Source organism: Micromonospora sp. NPDC049139 (genome assembly GCF_055586845.1).
Genome location: NZ_JBVJHK010000005.1, coordinates 170,197 through 191,245, shown reverse-complemented (window position 1 = coordinate 191,245; position 21,049 = coordinate 170,197). Strand labels below are relative to the sequence as shown.

Genomic DNA, 21,049 nt, shown 5'->3' with positions numbered 1-21,049 from the left:
TACCGTTTCCCCGATAACGGGAGGTCTGGCGAATGTCCTTGACGGTGCACACGGAACAGCGCGGCGACGTGGTCGTCGTGTCGGTCGCGGGCGAGTTGGACATGGCGACCGCACCGCAGTTGCAGGACCAGATCACCGACCTGCTCGACAAGGGCCGCAGCCGGCTCGTCTTCGACCTGGCGAACGTCTCGTTCTGCGACTCCACCGGGTTGTCGGTGTTCGTCCGCGCCAAGAACAGCTGCGACGAGGCCGGGGGCGTGGTGCGGCTGGCCGCCCCGCAGCGGGGGGTGCTCCGCATCCTCGAGGTGAGCGGCCTCGTCGAGGTGCTGCACACCTACCCGACGGTCGACCAGGCCGTGGCGGGCGACCCCACGCCGGCCTCCTCCTGACCGTTCCTCCTCACGCCTCGTCCTCGATGTGCCGGGGGCGGGCGATCACCAGGCCCGCGGCGGTCTGCACGGCCAGCGCCGCCAGCAGGAACCCGATCGGGGCGGTCCATCCGCCGGTCGCCTCGTAGAGGATGCCCACCAGCAGCGGCCCCAGCGCGGCGATGACGTAGCCCGTGCTCTGCGCGAAGGCCGACAGCGCGACGGTTCCCTCGGCGGTCCGGGCCCGCAGGCCGATCACCGTCAGGATCAACGGGAACGCGCCCTGCCCGATCGCCAGCAGGGCCACCCAGAGCAGCGCCGCGCCGTGCGGGGCCAGGGCGAGCCCCAGGTAGGCCAGGGTCGACGCAGCGGTCAGCGAGAGCACCAGCGGGCGCAGCGTCCGCAGCCGGCCGGCCAGCGTCGGCATCAGCAGGGCGATGGGCACGCCGAGGGCGGTCACCCCGGCGAGCAGCAGCCCGGCCGTCTCCGGGTGGTAGCCGGCGTCCCGGAACAGCTGGGCCAGCCAGCCCATGATCGCGTATCCGCTGAGCGACTGCGCTCCGAAGTAGACCGCCATCGCCCAGCCGAGCCGGGTGCGGCCGGGCCGGATCCGGGTGCGGGGGGCGACGGCCTCCGTCGGGGTGGCCCGCCGCGCGGCGGCACGCGCCCGCAGCGCCAGCGGCACCCACGGGAGCACGGCCACTGCGGCCAGCCCGGCCCAGACCCCGAGCCCGACCCGCCAGGAGCCGAAGGCGTGCGCCACCGGCACCGCAGACGCGGCGGCCACCGACGTGCCCAGGGTCAGCGCCATCGTGTACGCCCCGGTGACGAGCCCGGTGCGGTGCGGGAAGTGCTGCTTGACCAGCATCGGCAGCAGGATGTTCGCCACCGCGATGCCGGCCAGCGCCAGCGCGCTGGTGAGCACGAAGACCAGGGCGGAGTCGGTGACCACCCGCAGCACCTGACCGGCGGCGAGCGCGAGCATCGCGACCACCAGCACCCGGGCCGGGGCGAACCGGCGGACCAGCCACGGGGTGAGCGCGCCGAGCCCCGCGAAGGCGATGGTGGGCAGGGTGGTGACGAGACCGGCCATCGCCCCGGAGAGCGCCAGGCCGTCCCGCACCTCGTCGAGCAGCGCCCCGAGGCTGGTCACGGCGGCCCGCAGGTTCACCGCGACCAGCAGCATCCCGACCAGCACCAGCACGCCCCCGGTGGCCGGGTGCGCGGGCCGGACCGGCTTCGCCCGCTCCACGGCGGGGGCGACCGGCACGCCGTCCGGGGCCGGGATCGGGTCGACGGCGGTGGCGGTGGCGGTGGGCGGTGGCGGGGTCATACCGTTGAACCTACAATCATGGGATGAATTCCGGGCAGGAGTTGTAACCAGTGCCACCGTCGGTTGATTCCGCCACCGCGCCGCCCCGTGGGCACCGCGTTCGGCAGACCATCGCGCAGCTCAGGGAGCGGATCCTCGGCGGCGAGTGGCCGGTGGGCGGTCGGATCCCCACCGAGCCGCAGCTGGTCGCGGCGCTCGGCGTGGGGCGGAACACGGTCCGCGAGGCCGTGCGGGCGCTGGTGCACGCCGGGGTGCTGGAGTGCCGGCAGGGCTCCGGGACGTACGTGGTGTCGACCGACGAGCTGGCCCCGGTGGTGGCCCGCCGGCTCACCGTCGACCGGGCGGCCGAGGTCGTCGAGGTGCGGCGCGCCTTCGAGGTGGAGGCGGCCCGGCTCGCCGCGCTGCGGCGTACGCCCGAGGACCTGGCCGCGCTCGACGACGCGCTCGCCGTTCGCGAGGCGGCCTGGCTCGGCGGCCGGGTCGACGAGTTCGTGGAGGCCGACGCCGCGCTGCACACCGCCGTGGTGGCGGCCGCGCACAACGGCATGCTCGCCGAGCTGTACGCCTCGGTCGGCGCCGCGCTGCGCAGCACGATCACCCAGTCGATGGGCGGCGCGCTGGAGCCGGAGCGCTACGTCGACCACTCCCGGCTGGTCGAGGCGATCCGCGCCGGCGACCCGGGCCGGGCGGCGATCGAGGCCGGTGCTTTTCTGGAGCCGCCACCCGGGGCATAGGTTGTGCCGGACGGAAGACCGGACACCTCGGGAGTACGGATGCTCAAGGGCTTCAAAGACTTCATCATGCGCGGGAACGTCGTCGACCTGGCGGTCGGCGTCGTCATCGGCGCCGCGTTCACGGCGGTGGTCACGCAGCTCACCAACTCGTTCCTCAAGCCGCTGATCGCGTTGATCACACTCGTGGCCACGGGCCGTGAGGGCGGCCTTCAGGGCGCGGCGTGGAAGGTCCGGGGTGTCGAGTTCGACTGGATCAGCTTCATCAACGCGATCATCACCTTCGCGCTCACCGCGGCGGCGCTCTACTTCCTGGTCGTCTTCCCGATGAACAAGCTGGCCGAGCGGCGCAAGCGGGGCGAGGAGCCGCCGCCGAAGGCGCCGAGCGAGGAGGTCAAGCTGCTCACCGAGATCCGGGACGCCCTGGTCACCGCCGGCCACACCACCCCCGGGCAGCAGCGCGGCGCGCTCGACGACGTGCTCGGCCGCCGGCCGGAACCGCCCACTCCGCGCTGAATCCGGCACAGGCACACCGGCCCCTGCGGGAATCCCGCGGGGGCCGCACTTTTTCGTACGCATGTTCGATAGAGTCCCCGCCATGGAGCAGCGGAAGCACTGGTGGAACGGGAAATGGGGCCGGCTGGCGCGGCGGGACGTCTTCCTTCGGGTGGACGCCGACCGGTGGCACGTCGAGCAGCGCGCCGGCGGCTCCGAGGGCGTCTCCCAGTTCTACGAGTACGACAGCGCCGAGGAGGCCGAGGAGACGGTCCGGGCGCTGCTCCAGGGCACCGACAGCTGGCGCGAACTCTCCCCCCGGCCACCGAGCGCCTGGTCCCCCGAGCTGTGAGGAAGGCCGGACGGGCGGGTACGGGGCACGGCGCGGGCGGTTTAGCCGGAGCGGGGGCCGGGAACCGCGCCAGAATGAATCAGGGCACCGAGCGGCAGGCGATGGTTTCCCGGGTCACCACGGGCATGCGGGTGGTCGACGTCGACGGCACCGAGGTCGGCACGGTCGACCTCGTGCAGCGGGGCGACCCGAACGCGGTGACCGTGCAGGCGCCGACCGCCGATCCGGGCAGCAGCCTGGACGAGCTGATCGAGTCGACGGCGGTCGAGGAGCCGGACGTGCCGGCCGACCTGGCGGCCCGGCTGCTGCACAGCGGCTACCTGAAGGTCTCCACCGACCTGGCACGCACCGGCGCGGTCTACGTGCTCGCCGAGCAGATCGCCACCGTCGCCGACGGCCGGGTACGCCTCGACGTCCCCGCCGGCGCCCTGCCCCCGGAGGAGTGACGCCGGCGCCCGGTCAGCCCCGGGCCGGTACGCCCGCACGCCGTCGAGCTGATGTCGTGGACGATCCGGCCCGACAGGGCGCGGAGGGTCAGTCGCCGTCGACCCGGGCGCGGAGGGTCAGCCGCCGCCGACCCGGGCGCGGAGGGTCAGTCGCCGCCGGCCCGGGCGCCGCGCGGCGACGCGGCGCCGGCGGGGAAGTCCGACCCGACCGGAGCCGGCCGGAGCGACGCGGCCACCGGCTCGGGCGCGGTAGCCGGCTCGGGCGCGGTAGCCGGCCCGGGCGGGGCGGGCTGCGACGCGGCCGGGTCGTCGGAGCGGCGGCGGAAGAGCAGGAGCATCAGCCCGCCGGCGACCAGGCCCCAGAACGCGCCGCCCACGCCGAGCAGGGTCACCCCGGAGGCGGTGACCACGAACGTGACCACCGCGGCCTCCCGGGCGGCCGGCTCGGCCAGCGCCGAGGTGAGCGCGGTGGCCAGCGCGCCGAGCAGCGCCAGCCCGGCGACCGCCTCGATCAGCACCGGCGGGGCGAGCGCGATCAACGCGGTGGCCGCCCCGGCGCCCAGGCCGAGCAGGGCCAGCCCCGTGCCGGCGGTGACCGAGGCGATCCAGCGCCGGTCCGGGTCGGGGTGGGCGTCCGGGCCGGCGGCCAGCGCGGCGGTGATGGCCGCGAGGTTGACCGCGTGCCCGCCGGCGGGCGCGGCGGCCAGGCTGGTCAGCCCGGTCGCCCGCAGCGCGGCCCCGAACGGCGGCCGGTAGCCGTAGCCGACCAGCACCGCCATCCCGGGCACGTTCTGCGCGGCCATGGTGACCAGGAAGAGCGGCAGCGCCAGGCCGACCAGAGCGGAGACGCTCCAGGCCGGCGCGGTCAGCTCGACGGCGGGCAGCAGCCGCGCGCCGCCGAGGCCGGCGACCGGGGCGGTCAGCGCGATCGCCGCCACCGCCACGACCAGCGCGCCCGGCACCGCCCAGCGGCGCGCGAACCGGTGCAGCAGCAGCCAGGCCAGCACCACGGGCGCGGCCAGCCGGGGCACCTCGACCAGCGCGCGGACCGGGGCGGTGCACAGCGGCAGCAGGACGCCGGCCAGCATGGCGCCCGCGATCGGCCGGGGGATCGCCGCGACGGCCCGACCGAGCGCCGGGAACAGCCCGGCGGCCACGATCAGCACGCCCGAGACGAGGAACGCCCCGACGGCGACGGGCCACCCGCCGGGCATCGGGCCGGTGGCGACCAGCAGCGCCGCGCCCGGGGTGGACCAGGCGATGCTCATCGGGATCCGGTGCCGCAGGCCCAGCCAGACGGCGGAGATCCCGGACGCGACGCAGACCGCGAGCAGCCCGGAGGCGGCCTGCGCGTCGGTGGCGCCGACGGCCCGCAGGCCGGCCAGCACCACGGTGAACGAGCTGGCGAACCCCACCAGCGCGGTCACCACGCCCGCCAGCAACGGTTGTGTCCGTCCCGCCATCCCACCCCCGATCGTTCCGTTTACGGAACAAGAGCCTGTAGCACGATAGCGGGGTGCCGCACCCGTCACCAGCCCGCCCACCGCACCCCGATCCGGGAGCCGACGCCGTCGGCCGCCGGGTACGCACGCTGCGCGAGGAACGGGGGATGTCCCTGTCGACCCTCGCCCGGCTGGCCGGGGTGGGGAAGGCGACGCTCTCCGGGCTGGAGAACGGCACCCGCAACCCGACCCTGGAGACGCTCTACGCGATCACGGCACAGCTCGGCGTGCCGCTGACGGCCGTGCTCTCGGGACCGGCCGCCGGACCGACCGTCCGCGGCGCGGCGGTCACCGCCGTCCTGCTGGAGGTCTTCGAGGACACCGACGCCACCTACGAGCTGTACCGGATGCTGGTCGCGCCCGGCCCGGAGCAGCTCTCCCCCGCGCACCAGCCGGGCGTCACCGAGCACATCACCGTCTTCGCGGGCGTGCTGCGCGCCGGCCCGGTGGACGCGCCGCTGACGGCCGCCGCCGGCGAGCACCTGCGCTGGACGTCGGACGTGCCGCACGTGTACGCCGCCGTCGGCGACGAGGAGGTCGCCGCCAGCCTCCTGCTCCGCTATCCCCGCCGCTGACCCCGCAGCACCGACGGCACCGGGGCGGCCGGCCGGCGGCGGGGTCGGGCGCGGCGGCTCAACGGCCCGGCCACGCACGATGGGGCCGGCCGGCCCGGCGGTCCGGTCGCGCGGGGCGGCTCAGCCGTCGACCGGCGTCCGCGCCGGCAACCGCCGCCGCACCGCCCAGATCGCCGCCTCCGTACGCGACGCCGACCCGGTCTTGCGCAGCAGGTTGGACACGTGCACGGTGACCGTCCGCACCGAGATGCCGAGCGCCCGCGCGGCCTGCTTGTTGGACATCCCGGCGACCAGGCAGCCCAGCACCTCGATCTCCCGCCCGGTCAGCTCGGCGTCGACCGGGTCGGCCGGCCGGGGCGCCACCGCCGCCGACCACGCCGGTGCCGACCGGGCCGCCGTGGGCCGGGCCGCCGCCGTCGACCGGGCCGGTGGTGCCGGCGGCGGCGGGCGGAGCAACGCCTCGGGCCCCTGGCCGGCGTGCGCGGCGAGCAGTTCGGTCAGCGCGTACGGGTTGCCGCCGGTGCGCCGCCAGACCGCGCGCGCCAGGCGACCAGACGGGCGCGGGTCGGCGTACACCTGGGTCAGCACCTCGGCGACCTCGGCCGGGAGCAGCGGTCCGAGGTGTTGGCGGACGGCGCCCCGGACGCCGCAGAGCCGGGCCAGCGCGCGGACCGCGAGGTCCGGCGCGACCGCGTCGGCGGCGGGCCGGGTGGCCACGACCAGCAGCGCCGGCAGGTCGGCGGCGGTGGCCAGCTCGCCGACCAGGTTCAGGCTGGCCGGGTCGAGGGCGTGCAGGTCCTCCACCACCAGCACGGCCGGGCCGGTGCCGACCAGCAGCCGGACGACCCGCACCGCGAGCCGGAGCAGGGTGCCCGGCGCGTAGCGCTCGCGCGGCGCGGTGGGCTGCTGGGCCAGCCAGGCCAGCGCGTCCGGCGGCAGGTCGAGCCCGCTCGTGTCCCGACCCGTGAGAACGGCGGCCAGCCAGTCGTACGGGGCGGGGCTGTGCACCCGGGCCGCGCCGGAGAGCACCACCGCCGGGCGCGGGGCGAAGGCGTCCAGGGCGGCCGCGACCAGCAGTGACTTGCCCACCCCGGCCTCACCGGTGATCACCGCGACGGCCGGCGCGGAGCGCCGGGAATCGGCCACGGTGGACCACGCCCGGTCGAGCTCGGCCAGCTCACCGGCGCGCCCGACCATGGACACCGGCATCATTCCCACACCCTACGCAGTAGTGCGTAGAGACGGCGGCAGGGTGTTCTTGGCAAGCTTGACCCCATGACGCTGATCCTCCGCTCGGCCATCCTCAACGACATCGGCCTGGTCCGCACCAACAACGAGGACTCCGCCCTCGCCGGTGACCGCCTCGTCGCGGTCGCGGACGGCATGGGCGGCCTGCCCGCGGGCGAGGTGGCGAGCGAGATCGTCATCCGCATCCTCGACGAGCTGAGCCCGCCGACCACCCCCGACGAGGCCGCCGACGCGCTGCGGGCCGTGGTGAGCACCGCCAACCAGCGCATCCACGCCGCCATCACCGTCGACCCGGCCCGTGACGGCATGGGTACGACGCTCACCGCCGCCCTGCTCGCCGGGGACGCGCTGGTGCTGGCCCAGGTCGGCGACTCCCGCTGCTACCTGCTGCGCGACGCCCGGCTCACCCAGCTCACCCGGGACGACACCTTCGTCCAGGCGCTGGTGGACCAGGGGGCGCTCTCGCCGGAGCAGGCACGCCACCACCCGCAGCGGTCGCTGGTGACCCGGGCGGTGCAGGGCGCGGACACGCCGCCCGCGATCGGGATGCTGACCGTGGCCGCCGGCGACCGGCTGCTGCTGTGCAGCGACGGCCTGTCCGACTACGTCGAGGACGCCACGATCGCCGCGGCGCTGACCACGTACGCCGACCGCCAGCAGTGCGGCGAGCAGCTCGTCAAGCTCGCCCACCAGGCCGGCGCGCCGGACAACGTCACCGTCGTAATCTCCGACGTCACCGCCGTCTGACGCGGCCCGGTTTCCCGTACGCGAGAATCCGGGCCGGCCGGGTGGTGTCAGGTGCCGATCGGCGGCCCCGCGGCGAGGCGCGGTCCCGGCCGTTCCCCGGATTACGGTTGCGTCGACCGGGAAGCCGGGATGGGATTGGCGGATGACCATCCGCCGGGTGCACTCCGAAGAGCGCCTGACCACCAGCTTCCCGCTCCAGGCGTACGCGTTCGAGACGTCGCCGGCCCGCGCCGGCCGGACGGAGGAGTACCGCGACTACCTGCCGTACAACGAGGGCAACCGGACGCTGGTCGCGGAGGCCGACGGCACGACGGTGGCCGCCGCCTCGGCGGTGCCCATGCGGCAGAACCTGCGCGGCACGGTGCTGCCGATGGCCGGCGTCGCCGGGGTGGCCACCCACCCGCTGGCCCGCCGGCAGGGACACGTCCGGGCCCTGCTGCACCAGTTGCTCGACGAGATGCGCGACGAGGGGCACGCGCTGACCGCGCTCTGGCCGTTCCGGTCGTCGTTCTACGCCCGGTTCGGCTACGTCGGGCTGCCGAAGGCCCGCACGGCCACCTTCTCGCCGGCCGACCTCGGCGAACTGCTCCGCGCCGACCTGCCGGGCGAGGTGGGCTGGGAGCGGATCGGCGCGGGCTACCCGACCTGGCGCGAGTTCACCGAGCGCTGTCTGCGCGAGCGGCACGGCTTCGCGATCTTCCCCGACTACCGGGCCGTCGGGCTGCGCGACCGCGACGAGCGGTGGCTGCTCACCGCCCGGGTCGGCGGGACGGTCACGGGCGCGGTGACCTACCGGATCGACGACCACGGCGGCACGCTGGTCGCCGACGACCTGCTCGTCACCGACCCGGTGGCCCGCGCGCTGCTGTTGCGGTTCTTCGCCCAGCACGTCGACCAGGTGGAGCGGGTGAGCGTCCTGCTCCCCGTCGACGAGGCGCCGGAGCTGTGGCTGACCGACCTGGCCGTGCACGTCGAGGCGCGGGTGGCCCGGCCGGGCTCGTCGGCGCCGATGGCCCGGCTGCTGTCGGTGGACGCGCTGGCCGGGCTGCCCACGGGGCCGGGCCGGGTGCGCGTCGAGCTGACCGGTGACCGCTGGCTGGCCGGGTCGTACCTGCTGGACGGCACGACCGGCGCGCTGGAACTGGTCACCGGCGCCGCCGCCACCGCCGGGGAGCCGCCCACCGCCACGCTGACCGCCGCCGGGATCTCGGCCCTGGCGTACGGGGTGCTCGACCCGGTGGAGGTGGGCCTGCGGGGGCTGGGCGAGGTGCCGGCGGACGCGGCGGCGGAGCTGCGCCGCCTCTTCCCGCGTCACCTGCCGTACCTGTTCGCCGACTTCTGACCCCGGTTGGCGGGCGCACCGACGGGGTACGGTCCCGGGAATGCCGGAGTGGTTGCAGGCGGGTGGGTGGGGGCTGCTGGCCGGGTCCGCCCTGTTGCTCGGGGCGGCCGTGGGCTGGTTCGCCCGGGTGCCGCAGCGGGTCATCGCGTCGGTCATGGCGTTCGGGGCGGGGGTGCTGCTCTCCGCCGTCTCGTTCGAGCTGATCGCGGAGGCGCACGAGAAGGGCGGCCTGCTGCCCACGACACTCGGCGCGGCCGGTGGCGCGCTGGCCTACACCCTGGCGAACGTGCTGCTCGCCCGGTGGGGCGCGCGGCACCGCAAGCGCTCCGGCGACCGGCAGCCCTCCGAGGGCGAGCGGCCCGGCTCGGGTTCCGCGATCGCGGTCGGCGCGCTGCTGGACGGCGTACCCGAATCGGTGGTGATCGGGGCCAGCCTGCTGGCGGGCGGGCCGGTCAGCCTGGTCACCGTGGTCGCGGTCTTCCTCAGCAACGTGCCGGAGGGCCTGTCCAGCGCGGCCGGCATGCGCCGGGCCGGCCGCTCCCGGCGGTACGTCTTCGCGCTCTGGTCGGCGATCGCCCTGGTCAGCGGCGTGGCGGCGGTGGCGGGCTTCACGCTGCTCGGCGACGCCCCGCCGGCGGCGCTCGCGGCGATCACCGCGCTGGCGGCCGGCGCCATCCTCGCGATGATCACCGACACCATGGTCCCGGAGGCGTTCGAGGACGCCCACCTGCTGGTCGGCCTCGTCACCGTGGCCGGATTCCTGACCGCCTTCGCCCTCTCCCGCCCGTGACCCGTCCCCGGCGGGGCGTCCGCCCCTGCTTCCCGGGGCCGGTCGGGGCGGCGTGCGTCAGTAGGGGTTGCCGTGGCCGGCGGGGCGGCCCCGCAGCAGCGCGGCGGGGCGGCCACCTGCGGCGGACATCGCCGGGCTGGCGGTGCGCGCGCCGTCGGCTATCCCGGCGAAGAGTTCCTTCAGCGCGCTGACCGCGTCGTGCCGAGGCTGCCAGCCCAGCTCCGCCTCGGCACGCTCGCTCGACATCAGCGGCGCGTTCAGTGCCAGCTCCACCCAGCCGGCGTCGATCGGTTGCAGCCGCGCCCGCCAGGTGAGCGCGGCGGCGGCGCGCAGCACCGGGGCGGCCACGGGCACCGTCCAGCCGTGGAAGTGTCGGGCCACCAGCTCCGGGGTCAGCACCGGGTCCGCCGCGACGTTGAACGGACCGCGCGCGTCGCCCAGGACCGCCCGGGCGTACGCGTCGGCGACGTCGTCGGTGTGCACCGCCTGCATCCGCAGCCGCCGGTGCGTCGGCACCAGCGGGATGCGGCCGAAGCGGAGCAGCCGGACCGGCGCGAACGGGCCGAGGAAGTAGCGGGTGATCTCGGTGGCCGCCGCCCGCTGGAAGTTCAGGCCGGGCCGCACCCGCACGACGCGCAGCCCCGGGTGCTCCCGCTCGGCCCGGTCCAGCAACGCCTCCACCTCGGCCTTGTCCCGGCTGTACGACGAGCCGGGCACCCCGGTCGCCGGCCAGCGCTCGGAGACCGGGTGGTCCTTCGGGCCGGGCGCGTACGCGCCGACCGACGAGGCGACCACCAGGGCCGGCACGTTCGCGCGGACCACCGCGTTGACCACCGCCGCACTGCCGCCGACGTTGGTCCGGCGCAGCACCCGCTGGTCGTGGCTGGGCTGGATCTGCCAGGCCAGGTGCACCACCGCGTCGGCCCCGGCGAGGACCTCCGCGAGCTGGTCGGCCGCGCCCGGCAGCCCGACGTCGCAGGAGTGCCACTCCACCTGGTCGTACGGCTCACCGGCGTCCGGCCCCGGCAGCCGGCGCGCCACCCCGACGAGATCCACTCCGCGTTCCCGGCGCAGCCGGCGCAACAGGGCGGTGCCGGCGTTGCCGGTCGCGCCCACCACCACGATCCGCATGCCCGACCCCGTACCCGGTCAGCCGCCCGCCAATCGCCGCGCCCGGCAGCCATCAGGGGCGGCGTCAGGGGCGGGACGGCCGTCAGGGGCGGGGCGACCGTCAGGGGCGGGGCGACCGTCAGGGGCGGGGCGAGTGGCGCACCCAGCTCTTCTTCTCGTCCCGGCGCCGGCCGTCCGAGGCGGCCAGGCAGCGCGGGCAGATCCAGCCGACCGGGTCCGCCTCGGTGAGCACGTCCGTCGACCGGTACTCGAACCGCACGTGGGGGAAGCGGCGCAGCCGGGTCCGGCTGAGCGGGAGCCCGCAGACGGTCTGGTTCTGGCCCGGCAGCCAGGCGTGCACCTCGCCGGCCGGCTCCCGTACGCCGTCGGGGCCGGTCTCCTCGCCGGAGGCCGCGACGGCCGGGGTGCTGCTGATCCTCATGCGGGCACGGTTCCCCCGCGCCGGCCCGCCCATGCCTGCCGGCCTCCCGGCCTGCCGGCCTCCTGGCGGTGGCGGGTGGCGGGTGACGGGCGGTGCCGGCGTGCCGGGCCGGGCGGTCAACCGCGCCGGGTCAGCAGGGCGCCGATCAGGCAGGCGAACGCGGCCACCGATGAGAGCGTGCGGATCAGATTCCAGCGCACCCAGGCCACCTCGAACCAGGCCCGCACCTCGGCCAGGTCGCCGATCCGGTCCACCGGGCCGGCGGCCTCCAGCCGGTCGTTCAGCGGCACGTTGAGGCGTACGGTGACGACGAAGGTGACCAGGTAGCAGGCCAGCGCGGCGACGGTCCAGAGCAGGGCCGGGCCGCCCCGGGTCAGGTGCAGGGCGGCGGCCAGGGCGAGCAGCAGCAGCGCGCCGAGGAACGCGCCCAGGAACCAGCCGTTGAGGATCTTCCGGTTGATCGACTGCATGGTGCCGATCAGCGTCCGGTCGTCGGTCGCGCCGAGACCCGGCATGACCGCGCAGGTGAACGCGAAGAACAGCCCCGCCATCAGCCCGGTGGTCAGGGTCGCCCCGGCCAGGGCGGCCGTGCGGATCGTCTCGAACACAGGTGTTCCTCCCCCGTCGTCGTCCCCGCCAGTCAACCGGGGCGTGATCCTCCCGGCCATGGCCGGACCGCTCGACCCGATAAGCGAGCGTCCACCGCACGACGAGGGGACCGCCCGGACCGGCCCACGGGAAGACCGGCCCGGGCGGGATCAGGGGGCGGCCTACCCGCGCGGGCGGGCCCAGCCGGTGAAACGCTCGGCCAGGTCGGTGCACGACCGCTCGCCGTCCAGCTCCGCGAGCTGCCCGGCCGCCTCGGCCTGAAGGGTGCCGAGATAGATCAGCAGCGCGGTCCGGTCGGTGCGGTACTCGCCGAGCAGCCGCAGCTTCGCCGCCGAGCAGGGCCAGGCGATCCCGCAGGCCGCGCAGCGCCAGGTGGGCCGGGACGGCAGGTGGTCGCGGCGGCGGGTCACCGCGCCGGCACCGTGACGACGGTCGCCCGGTCCACCCGGACGAAGGCGTACCGCTCGCGTGGCCGGAGCGTGCCGTCCGGGGTCAGCTCCCGACCGCGCAGCTCGACCCACTCCGCGCCCTCGAACGGCCCCCGGCTGAGGATCTCGGTGACGTACAGCGTGAGGATCCCGGTGCCGAACCGGTAGGAGTCCTCCGGCACGCGGATGACCTCGCCCGTCACGATCGCGCCCTCCCGGCGCGGCCTGTTGCCCGTCACGCCCGCCTCCCATCCGTCGCCTGTCCGTGGCCTGTCCGGTGCTCGACGGGGGCCGCCGACGGATGCTCAACTCCGGGGGGCGGCCCCCCGCGAGGACCGCCCCCGGCCAGTGCTCCACGAGCGGCCCTCGCTGGTGACACTCTGCTGTGGAGGCGACTACGCTCGGAAGGCTCTGCGGGCGTCCGGGTGGGGCTGGCCGAAGCCGCGCCCGGCGGGTGGCGCCCTGGGTAGTCGATCTTCAAACTGGGAGGCCCTGAATGGCCGACGTGCCGAGTCCGCTCGCCGCCTTCGTCGTGGCCGAGATCCGCCGCGCCCGAGGTGGTGCCGGCATGACGCAGGAGACGTTCGGCCGGGGTGCCGGGTTCAGCGCGTCGCACGTCAGCGCCGTCGAGGGCGGCACCCGCGCCCTGACGATGGACTTCATCAAGGGCGCCGACCGGGCGCTCAAGACCGGCGGGCTCTTCGAACGGCTCGTCGCCAGCGTCGGCGCGCCCTCCTGGTTCCTCCCCTGGCTCGACGCCGAACGCGCGGCGACCCAACTCCGCTACTTCGAGCCGAACCTGATCCCCGGTCTGCTTCAAACGGAGGACTACGCCCGCACCGTGCTTCGGTCAGTCGACATCCTCACCACTGACGAGGTGGAGCAGCGCGTGTCGGCTCGGGTGGAGCGACAGAAAATCCTGACGAGCGATCGACCACCCCAGTTCGTCGCGGTACTCGACGAGTCAGCGCTGCGCCGCTACGGCGACGGCATCGGTGCCGTCATGGCGCAGCAGATCGCCCACCTGATCGCTCTCGCCGAGCTGCCACACATCCATGTCCACGTCATCCCTGCGTCGAGCGGGCTGCATGTGGGCCTGTCGGGACCGTTCGCCCTGGCACGCTCCAGGGAGGGCGTGTGGGTCGGGCACCTGGAGAACCAGCTTGCCGGTGTCGTCATCGACAAAGACGATGACGTAGCTACGCTTCAAGCTCGGTGGGAAAGTGTGCGTAACGAGGCTCTGCCCCGCCGGCAGTCCATCGACCTGCTCAAGGAAGTAGAGAGCCAACATGGACCTCAGTAACGCCCGCTGGCGCAAGGCAACCCGTAGCGGAGCGAGCGGCGGGAACTGCGTCGAGGTGGCCGACAACCTGCCCGGCGTGGTCGCCGTCCGCGACTCGAAGGACCCGACCGGCCCGGCCCTGACCTTCGCCCCCACGGCCTGGCGCGCCTTCGTCGCCCGGACCGCCGGGCGAGCCTGACCGCCTCCTGTACGCCCGGATGCGCCCGTCCCCGACCGGGGCGGGTGCCTCCGTGGCCGCACCTCGGCGCACCCTCGGTGAGCTGCATGTATCGACGGCGGCGCGGAAGCCGAGAGCCGCCGCCGTCCGACGTCCGGTAACCTGATCGCGCGGGCCGCTAGCTCAATGGCAGAGCTGTGGACTTTTAATCCATAGGTTCAGGGTTCGAGTCCCTGGCGGCCCACTACAAACCGCCCCTGAGCTGTGAGAACGTCGGACGAAGATCATCGGGCACAACCAGGGCACAACTCAACTCCGATCTTGGTGTCGCCACACCAAGCCGGAGCCTTGACCGTCCAGACCCGCCAACCGCCCCGATCTTCTCGGACCCCGAAGCGCCACGGATGCCGGCTGCGACTGCGATAGCTGGTCGTGCCACCAAACCGCGTAGACCTCGGTGACCACCAGGGCGACACCGTCGCGGAGGTGGTCGACCTGCAACGGACCCGATTCCAGCTTGCTGGGCGGCATGGCGGACCCTGACATTTGCGCCCGGTAAGCGCGCCACTGACGCACCAGCTCGTCACGGCGATCGTCGGTAAGCACTCGACGCAGCCCGCCATCATTCCCGCTACTCAGCCGCAGCAAATAGACAGCCACTGCCGCATCGGGGGCGCGCTCTCCCTGTTCCGCCTCAACCTAAACTTTCACCGCCCACGCTGCAGGAACGGCCAGCGCACCTGTGCACGCCATGGCGATGAAGGACAAGAGAACCCAGGGCCACCGCCTTGAAAGGGCTTCCCGCGTCACGTCAGGCACTCTAATAATCTTGCTCGGACTTGATCGACTTCGATGCTCAGCCAAAATCATCGGACACAGATCCGGCACGACTGAGCTTGGAAATCCCTGTAAAACGTCGAGAAGCGATGAGGGCCGCCCTGGTCAGGGAGGTGCGGGAGAATAGGAAACCGGAGAAGCAGCCGGAGCTGAGCCGCCAGCGTTGACGAGCACCAGGAGCACCCGCCGCCCCGGGACAAGCCTCAGGGGGGTCAAGAGTGCTGGTCACGGCAGGAACCCTGGGTAGCACACTCGCCGGATCGGCGCCCCCGCTACAGGCACGAGGTTGATTGCCTTGTACGGGCATGATTCCACAGTGTGACGAGACGTCTGAGTGTTCTTCTGATCGCTGTCGGTGTGGCGGGGTTGCTCGGTGTGATGCTGCTCCACGTTCCCGCATCGTGGTGGCGTGTCCTGGCCTCTGGGTGGTCGGTGCTACTGCCGGCAACAGTGAGCCTGGCGCTGTTGCTCTTAGGCGCACGGCTGTGGTGGCGGACCAACCAGGAAGGTCACCAGGCGTCGGCGGCACCGACACCACCGGACCGGCAGGTGCGGCCGTTGCGGGCGTGGGTGATCTTGGTCGGAGCGGTTGTCGTGGCAGTAGTCACTGGGGCGGCGGTGCTCTGGTTGCAGAACACCCTGCCCGCAGTCGGTGACCAGGTGCAGCGGGCTCGGTTGCGGGTGGACAGTATCCGGACCGGTCTGACCATCGGAGCCGCCGTCACCGGTGCATTTGCTCTACTGCTGGCAGTTCGCCGGCAGCAGCTGGCAGAGCGCACCCAGCAGGCCACCGAGTACGACGCCGGCGAGAAGAGAGTCACCGAGCTGTATGTCAAGGCGGCCGACCAACTCGGCGCCGACAAGGCCCCGGTGCGCCTCGCCGGCCTGTACGCCCTCGAACGCCTCGCTCAAGACAACCCGGTCCACCGGCAGAGCATCGTCGAGGTCATATGCGCCTACCTACGCATGCCGTACACCCCACCCGACGACCAGCCTTCACCCGGCACCAATAACGCACCGGCTGCAGGGGAAACATCGACCCCACACAAGCCACCGGTGCAAGCCACCGGCACCAAGGACCCCGACAAGCCAGCCACCGAACCCCGCGAAGAACGTCAGGTCCGCCTTGCAGCCCAACGCATTCTCGCCCGACACCTACGACCCGAAATCGAAAACGAAGACGTCAATCCCGCCTACTGGGGCCCAAAGATCGTTCTGGACCTTACGGAGGCAACCCTCATAGACGCCGACTTCACCAAATGCCACCTCTACAATGCAGACTTCAGCAGAGCAACGTTCAGCGGCGGCATCTGGTTCGGCCAGGCGACGTTCAGCGGCGATGCCTGGTTCAACAAGGCGACGTTCAGCGACGACTTCTGGTTCGGCCAGGCGACGTTCAGCGGCCGCGCATGGTTCGACCGAGCAACGTTCAACGGCCACGCCTGGTTCGGCCAGGCGACGTTCAGCAGCGACGTCTGGTTCGGCGATACGACGTTCAGCTGCGGTGCCGGGTTCGACAGGGCGACGTTCAGCGGCGACGCCGGGTTCGACAGGGCGACGTTCAGCGGCGACGCCAGGTTCGACAGGGCGACGTTCAGCGGCGACGCCAGGTTCGAGGGGGCGACGCTCCGTGGGAGCAGATATGAAGGCCCCACGAATCGCGAGCGACCTCGACATCGGTGAGCGAACGGACGACGAAGCTCCTCCGGCGGGGGCCTCATGCTCGGGGATGGCCGGGGACTGAGCGGCGGTTACGGTACGGGGCGGCTGAGGGGGATGCCATCCCGTCACCGTCGTCCCATGCAAAGCCGAGCAGACCAGGGCCCGCTCCACCGTGGTGTGGGACGACGGTGACGGGATGGCAGCGGTGCGGCGGCGGCCGCCGTCGAGGCCATGATCATCGGGCACAGATCCGGCACAACTGAGGCCGGAAAACCCTGTAAGACGTCGAGAAGCGATGAGGATTGACGTCCTGCTCAACGGCCAGATGTGTCCGAATCGGGATGATCTATCGGCGGCCCTTCGGAAAGCCCGTGTCATCGACCACCCACGCCACCGGCTTGACCACGTCGAGAGCCCGGCGGGCCAGCCGCATCCGCACCCCCGTGGTGTCCCACGTCGAGGTCGTCACGAACTGCTGCAACCCCTGATGATCCACCCCCAGCCGCTGCGCCATCGGCTGCATCGACTTCCGCCGCCCATCCAGCAACAGCCCCCGCAGATACGTCTCACCCTTCGCCCGCTGATCCGACCGAGCCAACGGGGTGAACACGTCCGCCGCGAACGCCTCAAGCCGCTGCCGCACAACCGAAAGCTCGTCAGGAGTCACCGCAACATCGAACTACCCGGACCCCTCCGACGCCCCAACGACACGCCGACCTAACAAAGCACTACTAGGGATCCGGCCAATGGCTTCGGGTCAGGTCCGCTTGCGGCTCGCGATCTCGTCAGAGAGCAGCTGCACATGGGCGGGGTCCGCGTCCCGGGCAAGGGCGACGTAGTGGTCCATGACGGCCGGCCGGTAGCGCACGGGCAACGTCTGTCCTGGGGCGAGTCGGGAGAGCTCGGTGATCGTGAGGTCTTCGTCTGCGATACCGCGGAACGAGATGCCGTCGGCGGTCTCCACGTCGAACATCAGGACCACCCGTGGACTGCCGTCGCTGCTGACCTCCCGCCAGTCGACGAGAACGCCGAGCGCAAGCGCCCCCATACGCAGTTCCGCATTGCGCTTCCGTGCATCACTGCTCAGGAGCGGGTTCGGGGCGACGCCCGGGAAGTCGGGCCCGACGCCGAGCGATTCCCGACTCAGGTCGGGCCTGAGCTGCGCCATCAGGTCGTTGAGCTTCTCTTTCCAACCGAACATCCTGCCCCCTCCCTCACACCGGTGCCGGAATCTCGGCCTGGCGCTTCGCCCTCACCGCGATTCTACGTCTCGAGGAGACTTCCCGCTTCACGTCGGGCACTCTAGAGATCTTGATCCGTCTTGATCAAGTTCGATTTCAAGCATGAGCATCGGGCACAGATCCGGCACAACTGAGCTCGGAAAGGCCTGTAAAACGTCGAGAGGCAATGAGGGTCGCCGCCCTGGCCAGGGGCCGGATTTGCCCTATTCAGGATGATCTATCGGCAACGTCCGGCATTCAGGGTTCGAGTCCCTGGCGGCCCACTCCTCCGCAGGTCAGCGACCCTGACCGGGTTTCGCCGTTGCTACGATCGGGCCGGTACAGCAGCGAAGTACAGCAGTAGACCGGTCACCAAGCGGGTCACTTCCTGAGTCCTGGACTCGGCCGAAGCGGCAGCGGTGATGGAACAGCGAAAGGCCGGACGATGACGGACGGACCACTCGTGCGTAACTCGCGGCTACTCGCCTTGTTCGCCGAGATCGTCCAAGGCCCTGAGGGGACCCTGCGCGCCGTGGAGGCCGCCGGGCGCGGCATCGCCGCTGAGGCGCGCTGCACACTCGCCGTACTCGCAGACAAGATGACCACCAGTTCCGGAAGCCCGGCCGAGTTACGCCGAAGGGCGCTTGCATCTGCCGATCGGCTCATCGAGCTAGGTGCCATTGAAGACGACCTGAATGAGTTGTGGTCCCGTCGCCGAGAGAACGATCTTGACGACGCTGCTTTTGAGGCAAGCCTCCAACGAATAGTTACGCGCATGGAAGCCTGGCCCCGATCCTGGTCGCGCGAGCCCGACTGAGCAATGTGATCGCCTGTTATTGGCCCAACGCCTGGCCGAGCCGCTTGAGCGCGTCGCGGATGACCGCCGACACCAACGTGTAGATCTCCATGGTGATGGCGAACTGCGCATGCCGGGGAGTCCGCATCGTTCGATGCAACCCGCCAAAACTTCCAACCGTTGGTGCTGCTTGCACGGCATGCAGGACATTAAAATAGACTACGCGGACTATCGCATCGCGGGTCAGAATAATGTGCCCACCTGGCTTCATTGGAATGAGTACCTAGGCGCTTATCTCAGGGTCAACGATCACGTGGGCGACTTCATAACAATTGAGGTATCCGAGGACGACCCGCACAGACTGATCATTGGTGCCGAGCCGTCGGGCCCCTTCGTGAATGCTCAGGATGAAGAGCACGGGCTCTCTGCTCAGTAGGCGGTAGAAGGCATTACGAATGTTCGTTGTGGGCGCGGCTTCGCTGGCAGGAACTGACTGCGGCGGACCGGTCGGTGGCCACGGAGGAGGCAGAATGTATGGGGTTCCACGGCGGCCTCCCGGATCGGCAGGGCGCATTGTGGTGGCCTCTGCCGGCAGCAACGCTGACAGTCAGCCGCGCTGAACAGGGACGGGCTGAGGAGGGGCCAGCGGTGCGCTGTTCTTTGACCTGACGACCGCTCCAGACGAGGACGGCTGCGCGACGCAGCTCTGTAAGCGAGACGTCGGGCAGCAAGAAGGCAGTAGAACCCTCGATCATCCTCGTTCCCGCTTGCCAGCGGACGAGCCGGGCAACTGCGTATCCGCGCAGCGCGGCATGCTCCGGCACCCGTCGATAGATTGCGTCCGCATCCTCCCGGCGGGGGTCATGAACGACGGGGTCGGAGGCGCCCGAGCCGACGAGATGCCCTTGCGGCGTGTCACCACTGCTCATCGAGGGCTGCGATCTGCTTGCGGAGGGTCCGGGCATCCTTCGGCGGCAGGACCGCAATGGCGACGTCCAGGATCCAGCGCAGCTCGGGCGGATCCGGACAGCACTCCATCACCCCACAGCCGGCGGTCGGGTCCCACAAGCGATGCCAGGGGTGGCGCACGAACCATGACCAGGTCCGCACTGCATCAGACACGGCGTGGTTCCAGAGGCGGGTGCGTTCGAGGTAGGCGATGGCTTTGAAGCCCTGGGCCGAAAGCCCGGGGATGACAGAGGTTGACCCGTCAAGCGGTCGCCGGTAGATGGAGTCGGCACGCAGTTGTGCGGGGCGCCTACGCGGCATTGCCCTTTCGTGGAGTCGACATGCCGATGATCGTTGCACACCCGCGTTCGGCTCACCTGTGCGACGACCTGCGTGCGTGGGGACCGGACCACGACGACTCCCACAGCGGCGGCCGGCCTGGGTCGCCGGTGGAACGGCTGTCGACAGCAACGCTGACAGCAACGCCGCGGGACGGCGGCACGTTGACAGGTGCCAGCACGGCCGAAGCTCCGAGCGTGTAGCCGTTGCCGGACGGGTGCGGACGCGACGCACAGAGCTTGTAAGCGAGGCGTCCAGCCCACGGTCAGCCGAACGGGCAGGCAGGTCAAGAGACCGCCCACTCAAGGGTTGACAACCCTGGTTGTCGCGCTGATTCTGGGTAAGAGGCCATTGACGAAGGAGCCCATGATGCGGGAACTGACGTCGAACGAGCGGCAGGAGCTACGGCGGGAACTGAGCGCTGTCGCCACCAATTGGGCGCAGCGGCTGAACACGTCTGACATGGATGCCCAGCGCGGAGCAGACGACGAGCGGAGCCACCTGGACGGGATGCGGGCCCACCTGGCGCGCATGGCGGCAGGGGAGCAGATGCGCCGGCTTCTCGCCGACCTCGTATCCGCCAGCGCAGAGGAAGCGGCGATGTGTGGGGCCGGCTATCCCGAGCTTGGGGCAGCGGTAGGCGCCAGCCGGCAAGCGGCGCGCAAGCGTTGGCCCAACCTGTCGATCTCGAAGGGGCGCGCCAACGAGTGGAAGCCACCGCCCGGGAGCATCGGCTGGGCCGGCAGCCATCTGGGGTACCCGGGACCACCCGGGACCTGAGCGGTAGGCGACTGACCCGTGCCGCAACTCGAGACGGGAAGTGATCCTCGGAAGGACTTTGCTCCTGCCCGCTCCGTGCCCGATGCACGCGCCCAGGGGTGGCTCCGACAGCAATGGTGGCAGACAGCAACGGGCCCGTATCGGGAGAGCCGGCGGGCCTATAGACGGACGACAGCCCGAGGTAAGCGACACAGCCGGGCGCTGCCACACGCCGTGCACAGAGCTTGTGAGCGAGGCGTCGCGCCTCTGGGGGTGGCCCTGGTTTACCGGGGAAGCGGGTTGGCGACGTAGACGCCCTTGCCCTGCCGGCCGCCGATCAGCCCTTCGGCCTTGAGCAGCGGCCCTGACCGGGCTTTCCCACGCCGCGATCAGGGCCGCTACAGCAGTAGGCCGTTCATCGGTCGGGCGCCTTGCCGAGCCGCTTGAGCGCGTCACGGGTGGCCACCCACGGGGCCACGTGTAGATCGCCATGGTGATGGCGAACTGCGC

At 72.1% G+C, this 21,049-nt stretch carries 24 protein-coding genes, 1 tRNA gene and 2 pseudogenes; 15 read left to right on the top strand and 12 right to left on the bottom strand.

Annotated features, from left to right (window positions below; translation table 11 throughout):
• Positions 1–32: 32 nt before the first annotated feature.
• A complete protein-coding gene (locus ACZ6Q9_RS12130; RefSeq protein WP_092381119.1) occupies positions 33–389 on the top strand; it encodes an STAS domain-containing protein in 357 nt (118 codons plus the stop codon).
• A 10-nt stretch (positions 390–399) separates the two neighbouring features.
• Here ACZ6Q9_RS12130 and ACZ6Q9_RS12125 read toward each other — a convergent pair whose 3' ends face one another.
• Entirely contained in the window at positions 400–1,701 is a 1,302-nt protein-coding gene (locus ACZ6Q9_RS12125; protein WP_396828624.1) for an MFS transporter, read from the bottom strand.
• 50 nt (positions 1,702–1,751) lie between these two features.
• Here ACZ6Q9_RS12125 and ACZ6Q9_RS12120 point away from each other — a divergent pair, with 50 nt between their 5' ends.
• The 4 genes from ACZ6Q9_RS12120 (at position 1,752) to ACZ6Q9_RS12105 (ending at position 3,725) form a co-directional block, all read left to right on the top strand.
• Complete coding sequence (locus ACZ6Q9_RS12120) at positions 1,752–2,435, top strand: FadR/GntR family transcriptional regulator (RefSeq protein WP_350701991.1); 684 nt, start codon at positions 1,752–1,754, stop codon at positions 2,433–2,435.
• A gap of 39 nt (positions 2,436–2,474) precedes the next feature.
• Positions 2,475–2,948, top strand: coding sequence for a large conductance mechanosensitive channel protein MscL (gene mscL / locus ACZ6Q9_RS12115; protein WP_396828627.1), 474 nt, complete (start codon positions 2,475–2,477; stop codon positions 2,946–2,948).
• A gap of 82 nt (positions 2,949–3,030) precedes the next feature.
• Complete coding sequence (locus ACZ6Q9_RS12110; protein ID WP_393257347.1) at positions 3,031–3,279, top strand: hypothetical protein; 249 nt, start codon at positions 3,031–3,033, stop codon at positions 3,277–3,279.
• A 74-nt stretch (positions 3,280–3,353) separates the two neighbouring features.
• A complete protein-coding gene (locus ACZ6Q9_RS12105) occupies positions 3,354–3,725 on the top strand; it encodes a hypothetical protein (RefSeq protein ID WP_393257345.1) in 372 nt (123 codons plus the stop codon).
• A gap of 146 nt (positions 3,726–3,871) precedes the next feature.
• Here the strand turns inward: ACZ6Q9_RS12105 and ACZ6Q9_RS12100 are convergent, their stop codons facing one another.
• The gene (locus ACZ6Q9_RS12100) at positions 3,872–5,188 is read right to left on the bottom strand and encodes a benzoate/H(+) symporter BenE family transporter (RefSeq protein ID WP_396828630.1); all 1,317 of its coding nucleotides are present in this window, start codon (positions 5,186–5,188) and stop codon (positions 3,872–3,874) included.
• A gap of 146 nt (positions 5,189–5,334) precedes the next feature.
• Between ACZ6Q9_RS12100 and ACZ6Q9_RS12095 the strand changes: the two genes are divergently transcribed.
• Positions 5,335–5,802, top strand: a complete 468-nt coding sequence (locus ACZ6Q9_RS12095; RefSeq protein WP_393257341.1) for a helix-turn-helix domain-containing protein — start codon at positions 5,335–5,337, stop codon at positions 5,800–5,802.
• Positions 5,803–5,922: 120 nt separating this feature from the next.
• Here ACZ6Q9_RS12095 and ACZ6Q9_RS12090 read toward each other — a convergent pair whose 3' ends face one another.
• Positions 5,923–7,014, bottom strand: coding sequence for a helix-turn-helix domain-containing protein (locus ACZ6Q9_RS12090; protein WP_396828632.1), 1,092 nt, complete (start codon positions 7,012–7,014; stop codon positions 5,923–5,925).
• Between the two features lie 63 nt (positions 7,015–7,077).
• On the opposite strand from ACZ6Q9_RS12090, the gene ACZ6Q9_RS12085 reads away from it, so the two are divergent.
• The 3 genes from ACZ6Q9_RS12085 to ACZ6Q9_RS12075 all read left to right on the top strand — a co-directional run bounded on the left by ACZ6Q9_RS12085 (position 7,078) and on the right by ACZ6Q9_RS12075 (position 9,929).
• Positions 7,078–7,797: a PP2C family protein-serine/threonine phosphatase gene (locus ACZ6Q9_RS12085; protein ID WP_393453614.1), complete on the top strand. Its 720-nt coding sequence runs from the start codon at positions 7,078–7,080 to the stop codon at positions 7,795–7,797.
• Between the two features lie 142 nt (positions 7,798–7,939).
• Positions 7,940–9,139 carry a GNAT family N-acetyltransferase gene (locus tag ACZ6Q9_RS12080; RefSeq protein WP_393453617.1) on the top strand — a complete coding sequence of 400 codons (1,200 nt, stop codon included), beginning with the start codon at positions 7,940–7,942 and terminating at the stop codon, positions 9,137–9,139.
• A 40-nt stretch (positions 9,140–9,179) separates the two neighbouring features.
• Positions 9,180–9,929, top strand: coding sequence for a ZIP family metal transporter (locus ACZ6Q9_RS12075; protein ID WP_357699100.1), 750 nt, complete (start codon positions 9,180–9,182; stop codon positions 9,927–9,929).
• Positions 9,930–9,986: 57 nt separating this feature from the next.
• Here ACZ6Q9_RS12075 and ACZ6Q9_RS12070 read toward each other — a convergent pair whose 3' ends face one another.
• The 5 genes from ACZ6Q9_RS12070 to ACZ6Q9_RS12050 all read right to left on the bottom strand — a co-directional run bounded on the left by ACZ6Q9_RS12070 (position 9,987) and on the right by ACZ6Q9_RS12050 (position 12,757).
• On the bottom strand, positions 9,987–11,060 hold the full coding sequence (locus tag ACZ6Q9_RS12070; protein ID WP_393453621.1) for an NAD-dependent epimerase/dehydratase family protein: 1,074 nt from the start codon (positions 11,058–11,060) through the stop codon (positions 9,987–9,989).
• A gap of 118 nt (positions 11,061–11,178) precedes the next feature.
• A complete protein-coding gene (locus ACZ6Q9_RS12065) occupies positions 11,179–11,481 on the bottom strand; it encodes a hypothetical protein (protein ID WP_393453624.1) in 303 nt (100 codons plus the stop codon).
• A 116-nt stretch (positions 11,482–11,597) separates the two neighbouring features.
• On the bottom strand, positions 11,598–12,089 hold the full coding sequence (locus ACZ6Q9_RS12060) for an anthrone oxygenase family protein (protein WP_393453627.1): 492 nt from the start codon (positions 12,087–12,089) through the stop codon (positions 11,598–11,600).
• Positions 12,090–12,251: 162 nt separating this feature from the next.
• Positions 12,252–12,500 (bottom strand): flavin reductase, encoded by a 249-nt coding sequence (locus ACZ6Q9_RS12055; RefSeq protein ID WP_393453630.1) that lies wholly within the window; start codon positions 12,498–12,500, stop codon positions 12,252–12,254.
• Positions 12,497–12,757: a hypothetical protein gene (locus tag ACZ6Q9_RS12050; RefSeq protein WP_393257324.1), complete on the bottom strand. Its 261-nt coding sequence runs from the start codon at positions 12,755–12,757 to the stop codon at positions 12,497–12,499. Before ACZ6Q9_RS12050 ends, ACZ6Q9_RS12055 begins: the two co-directional genes overlap by 4 nt.
• Before the next feature lie 257 nt (positions 12,758–13,014).
• Here ACZ6Q9_RS12050 and ACZ6Q9_RS12045 point away from each other — a divergent pair, with 257 nt between their 5' ends.
• The 4 genes from ACZ6Q9_RS12045 to ACZ6Q9_RS12030 all read left to right on the top strand — a co-directional run bounded on the left by ACZ6Q9_RS12045 (position 13,015) and on the right by ACZ6Q9_RS12030 (position 16,498).
• Positions 13,015–13,821 carry a helix-turn-helix domain-containing protein gene (locus tag ACZ6Q9_RS12045; protein ID WP_393257322.1) on the top strand — a complete coding sequence of 269 codons (807 nt, stop codon included), beginning with the start codon at positions 13,015–13,017 and terminating at the stop codon, positions 13,819–13,821.
• Positions 13,808–13,999, top strand: coding sequence for a DUF397 domain-containing protein (locus tag ACZ6Q9_RS12040; RefSeq protein ID WP_363702472.1), 192 nt, complete (start codon positions 13,808–13,810; stop codon positions 13,997–13,999). The genes ACZ6Q9_RS12045 and ACZ6Q9_RS12040 overlap by 14 nt, the downstream gene beginning before the upstream one ends.
• A gap of 151 nt (positions 14,000–14,150) precedes the next feature.
• Positions 14,151–14,222 (top strand) — tRNA-Lys (locus tag ACZ6Q9_RS12035).
• A 911-nt stretch (positions 14,223–15,133) separates the two neighbouring features.
• A complete protein-coding gene (locus ACZ6Q9_RS12030; protein ID WP_396828636.1) occupies positions 15,134–16,498 on the top strand; it encodes a pentapeptide repeat-containing protein in 1,365 nt (454 codons plus the stop codon).
• A gap of 337 nt (positions 16,499–16,835) precedes the next feature.
• Here ACZ6Q9_RS12030 and ACZ6Q9_RS12025 read toward each other — a convergent pair.
• Positions 16,836–17,144 (bottom strand): annotated as a pseudogene (locus ACZ6Q9_RS12025) (transposase); the annotation flags it as partial.
• Between the two features lie 90 nt (positions 17,145–17,234).
• A complete protein-coding gene (locus ACZ6Q9_RS12020) occupies positions 17,235–17,678 on the bottom strand; it encodes a hypothetical protein (protein ID WP_393461032.1) in 444 nt (147 codons plus the stop codon).
• A 482-nt stretch (positions 17,679–18,160) separates the two neighbouring features.
• On the opposite strand from ACZ6Q9_RS12020, the gene ACZ6Q9_RS12015 reads away from it, so the two are divergent.
• Positions 18,161–18,514, top strand: a complete 354-nt coding sequence (locus tag ACZ6Q9_RS12015; RefSeq protein ID WP_396828638.1) for a hypothetical protein — start codon at positions 18,161–18,163, stop codon at positions 18,512–18,514.
• Between the two features lie 894 nt (positions 18,515–19,408).
• Here the strand turns inward: ACZ6Q9_RS12015 and ACZ6Q9_RS12010 are convergent.
• Positions 19,409–19,762, bottom strand: coding sequence for a hypothetical protein (locus ACZ6Q9_RS12010; RefSeq protein WP_393460659.1), 354 nt, complete (start codon positions 19,760–19,762; stop codon positions 19,409–19,411).
• A gap of 387 nt (positions 19,763–20,149) precedes the next feature.
• On the opposite strand from ACZ6Q9_RS12010, the gene ACZ6Q9_RS12005 reads away from it, so the two are divergent.
• Positions 20,150–20,560: a hypothetical protein gene (locus tag ACZ6Q9_RS12005; protein WP_393460662.1), complete on the top strand. Its 411-nt coding sequence runs from the start codon at positions 20,150–20,152 to the stop codon at positions 20,558–20,560.
• A gap of 263 nt (positions 20,561–20,823) precedes the next feature.
• Here ACZ6Q9_RS12005 and ACZ6Q9_RS12000 read toward each other — a convergent pair.
• Positions 20,824–20,898, bottom strand: a pseudogene (locus tag ACZ6Q9_RS12000) (GntR family transcriptional regulator); the annotation flags it as partial.
• Positions 20,899–21,049 lie beyond the last annotated feature (151 nt).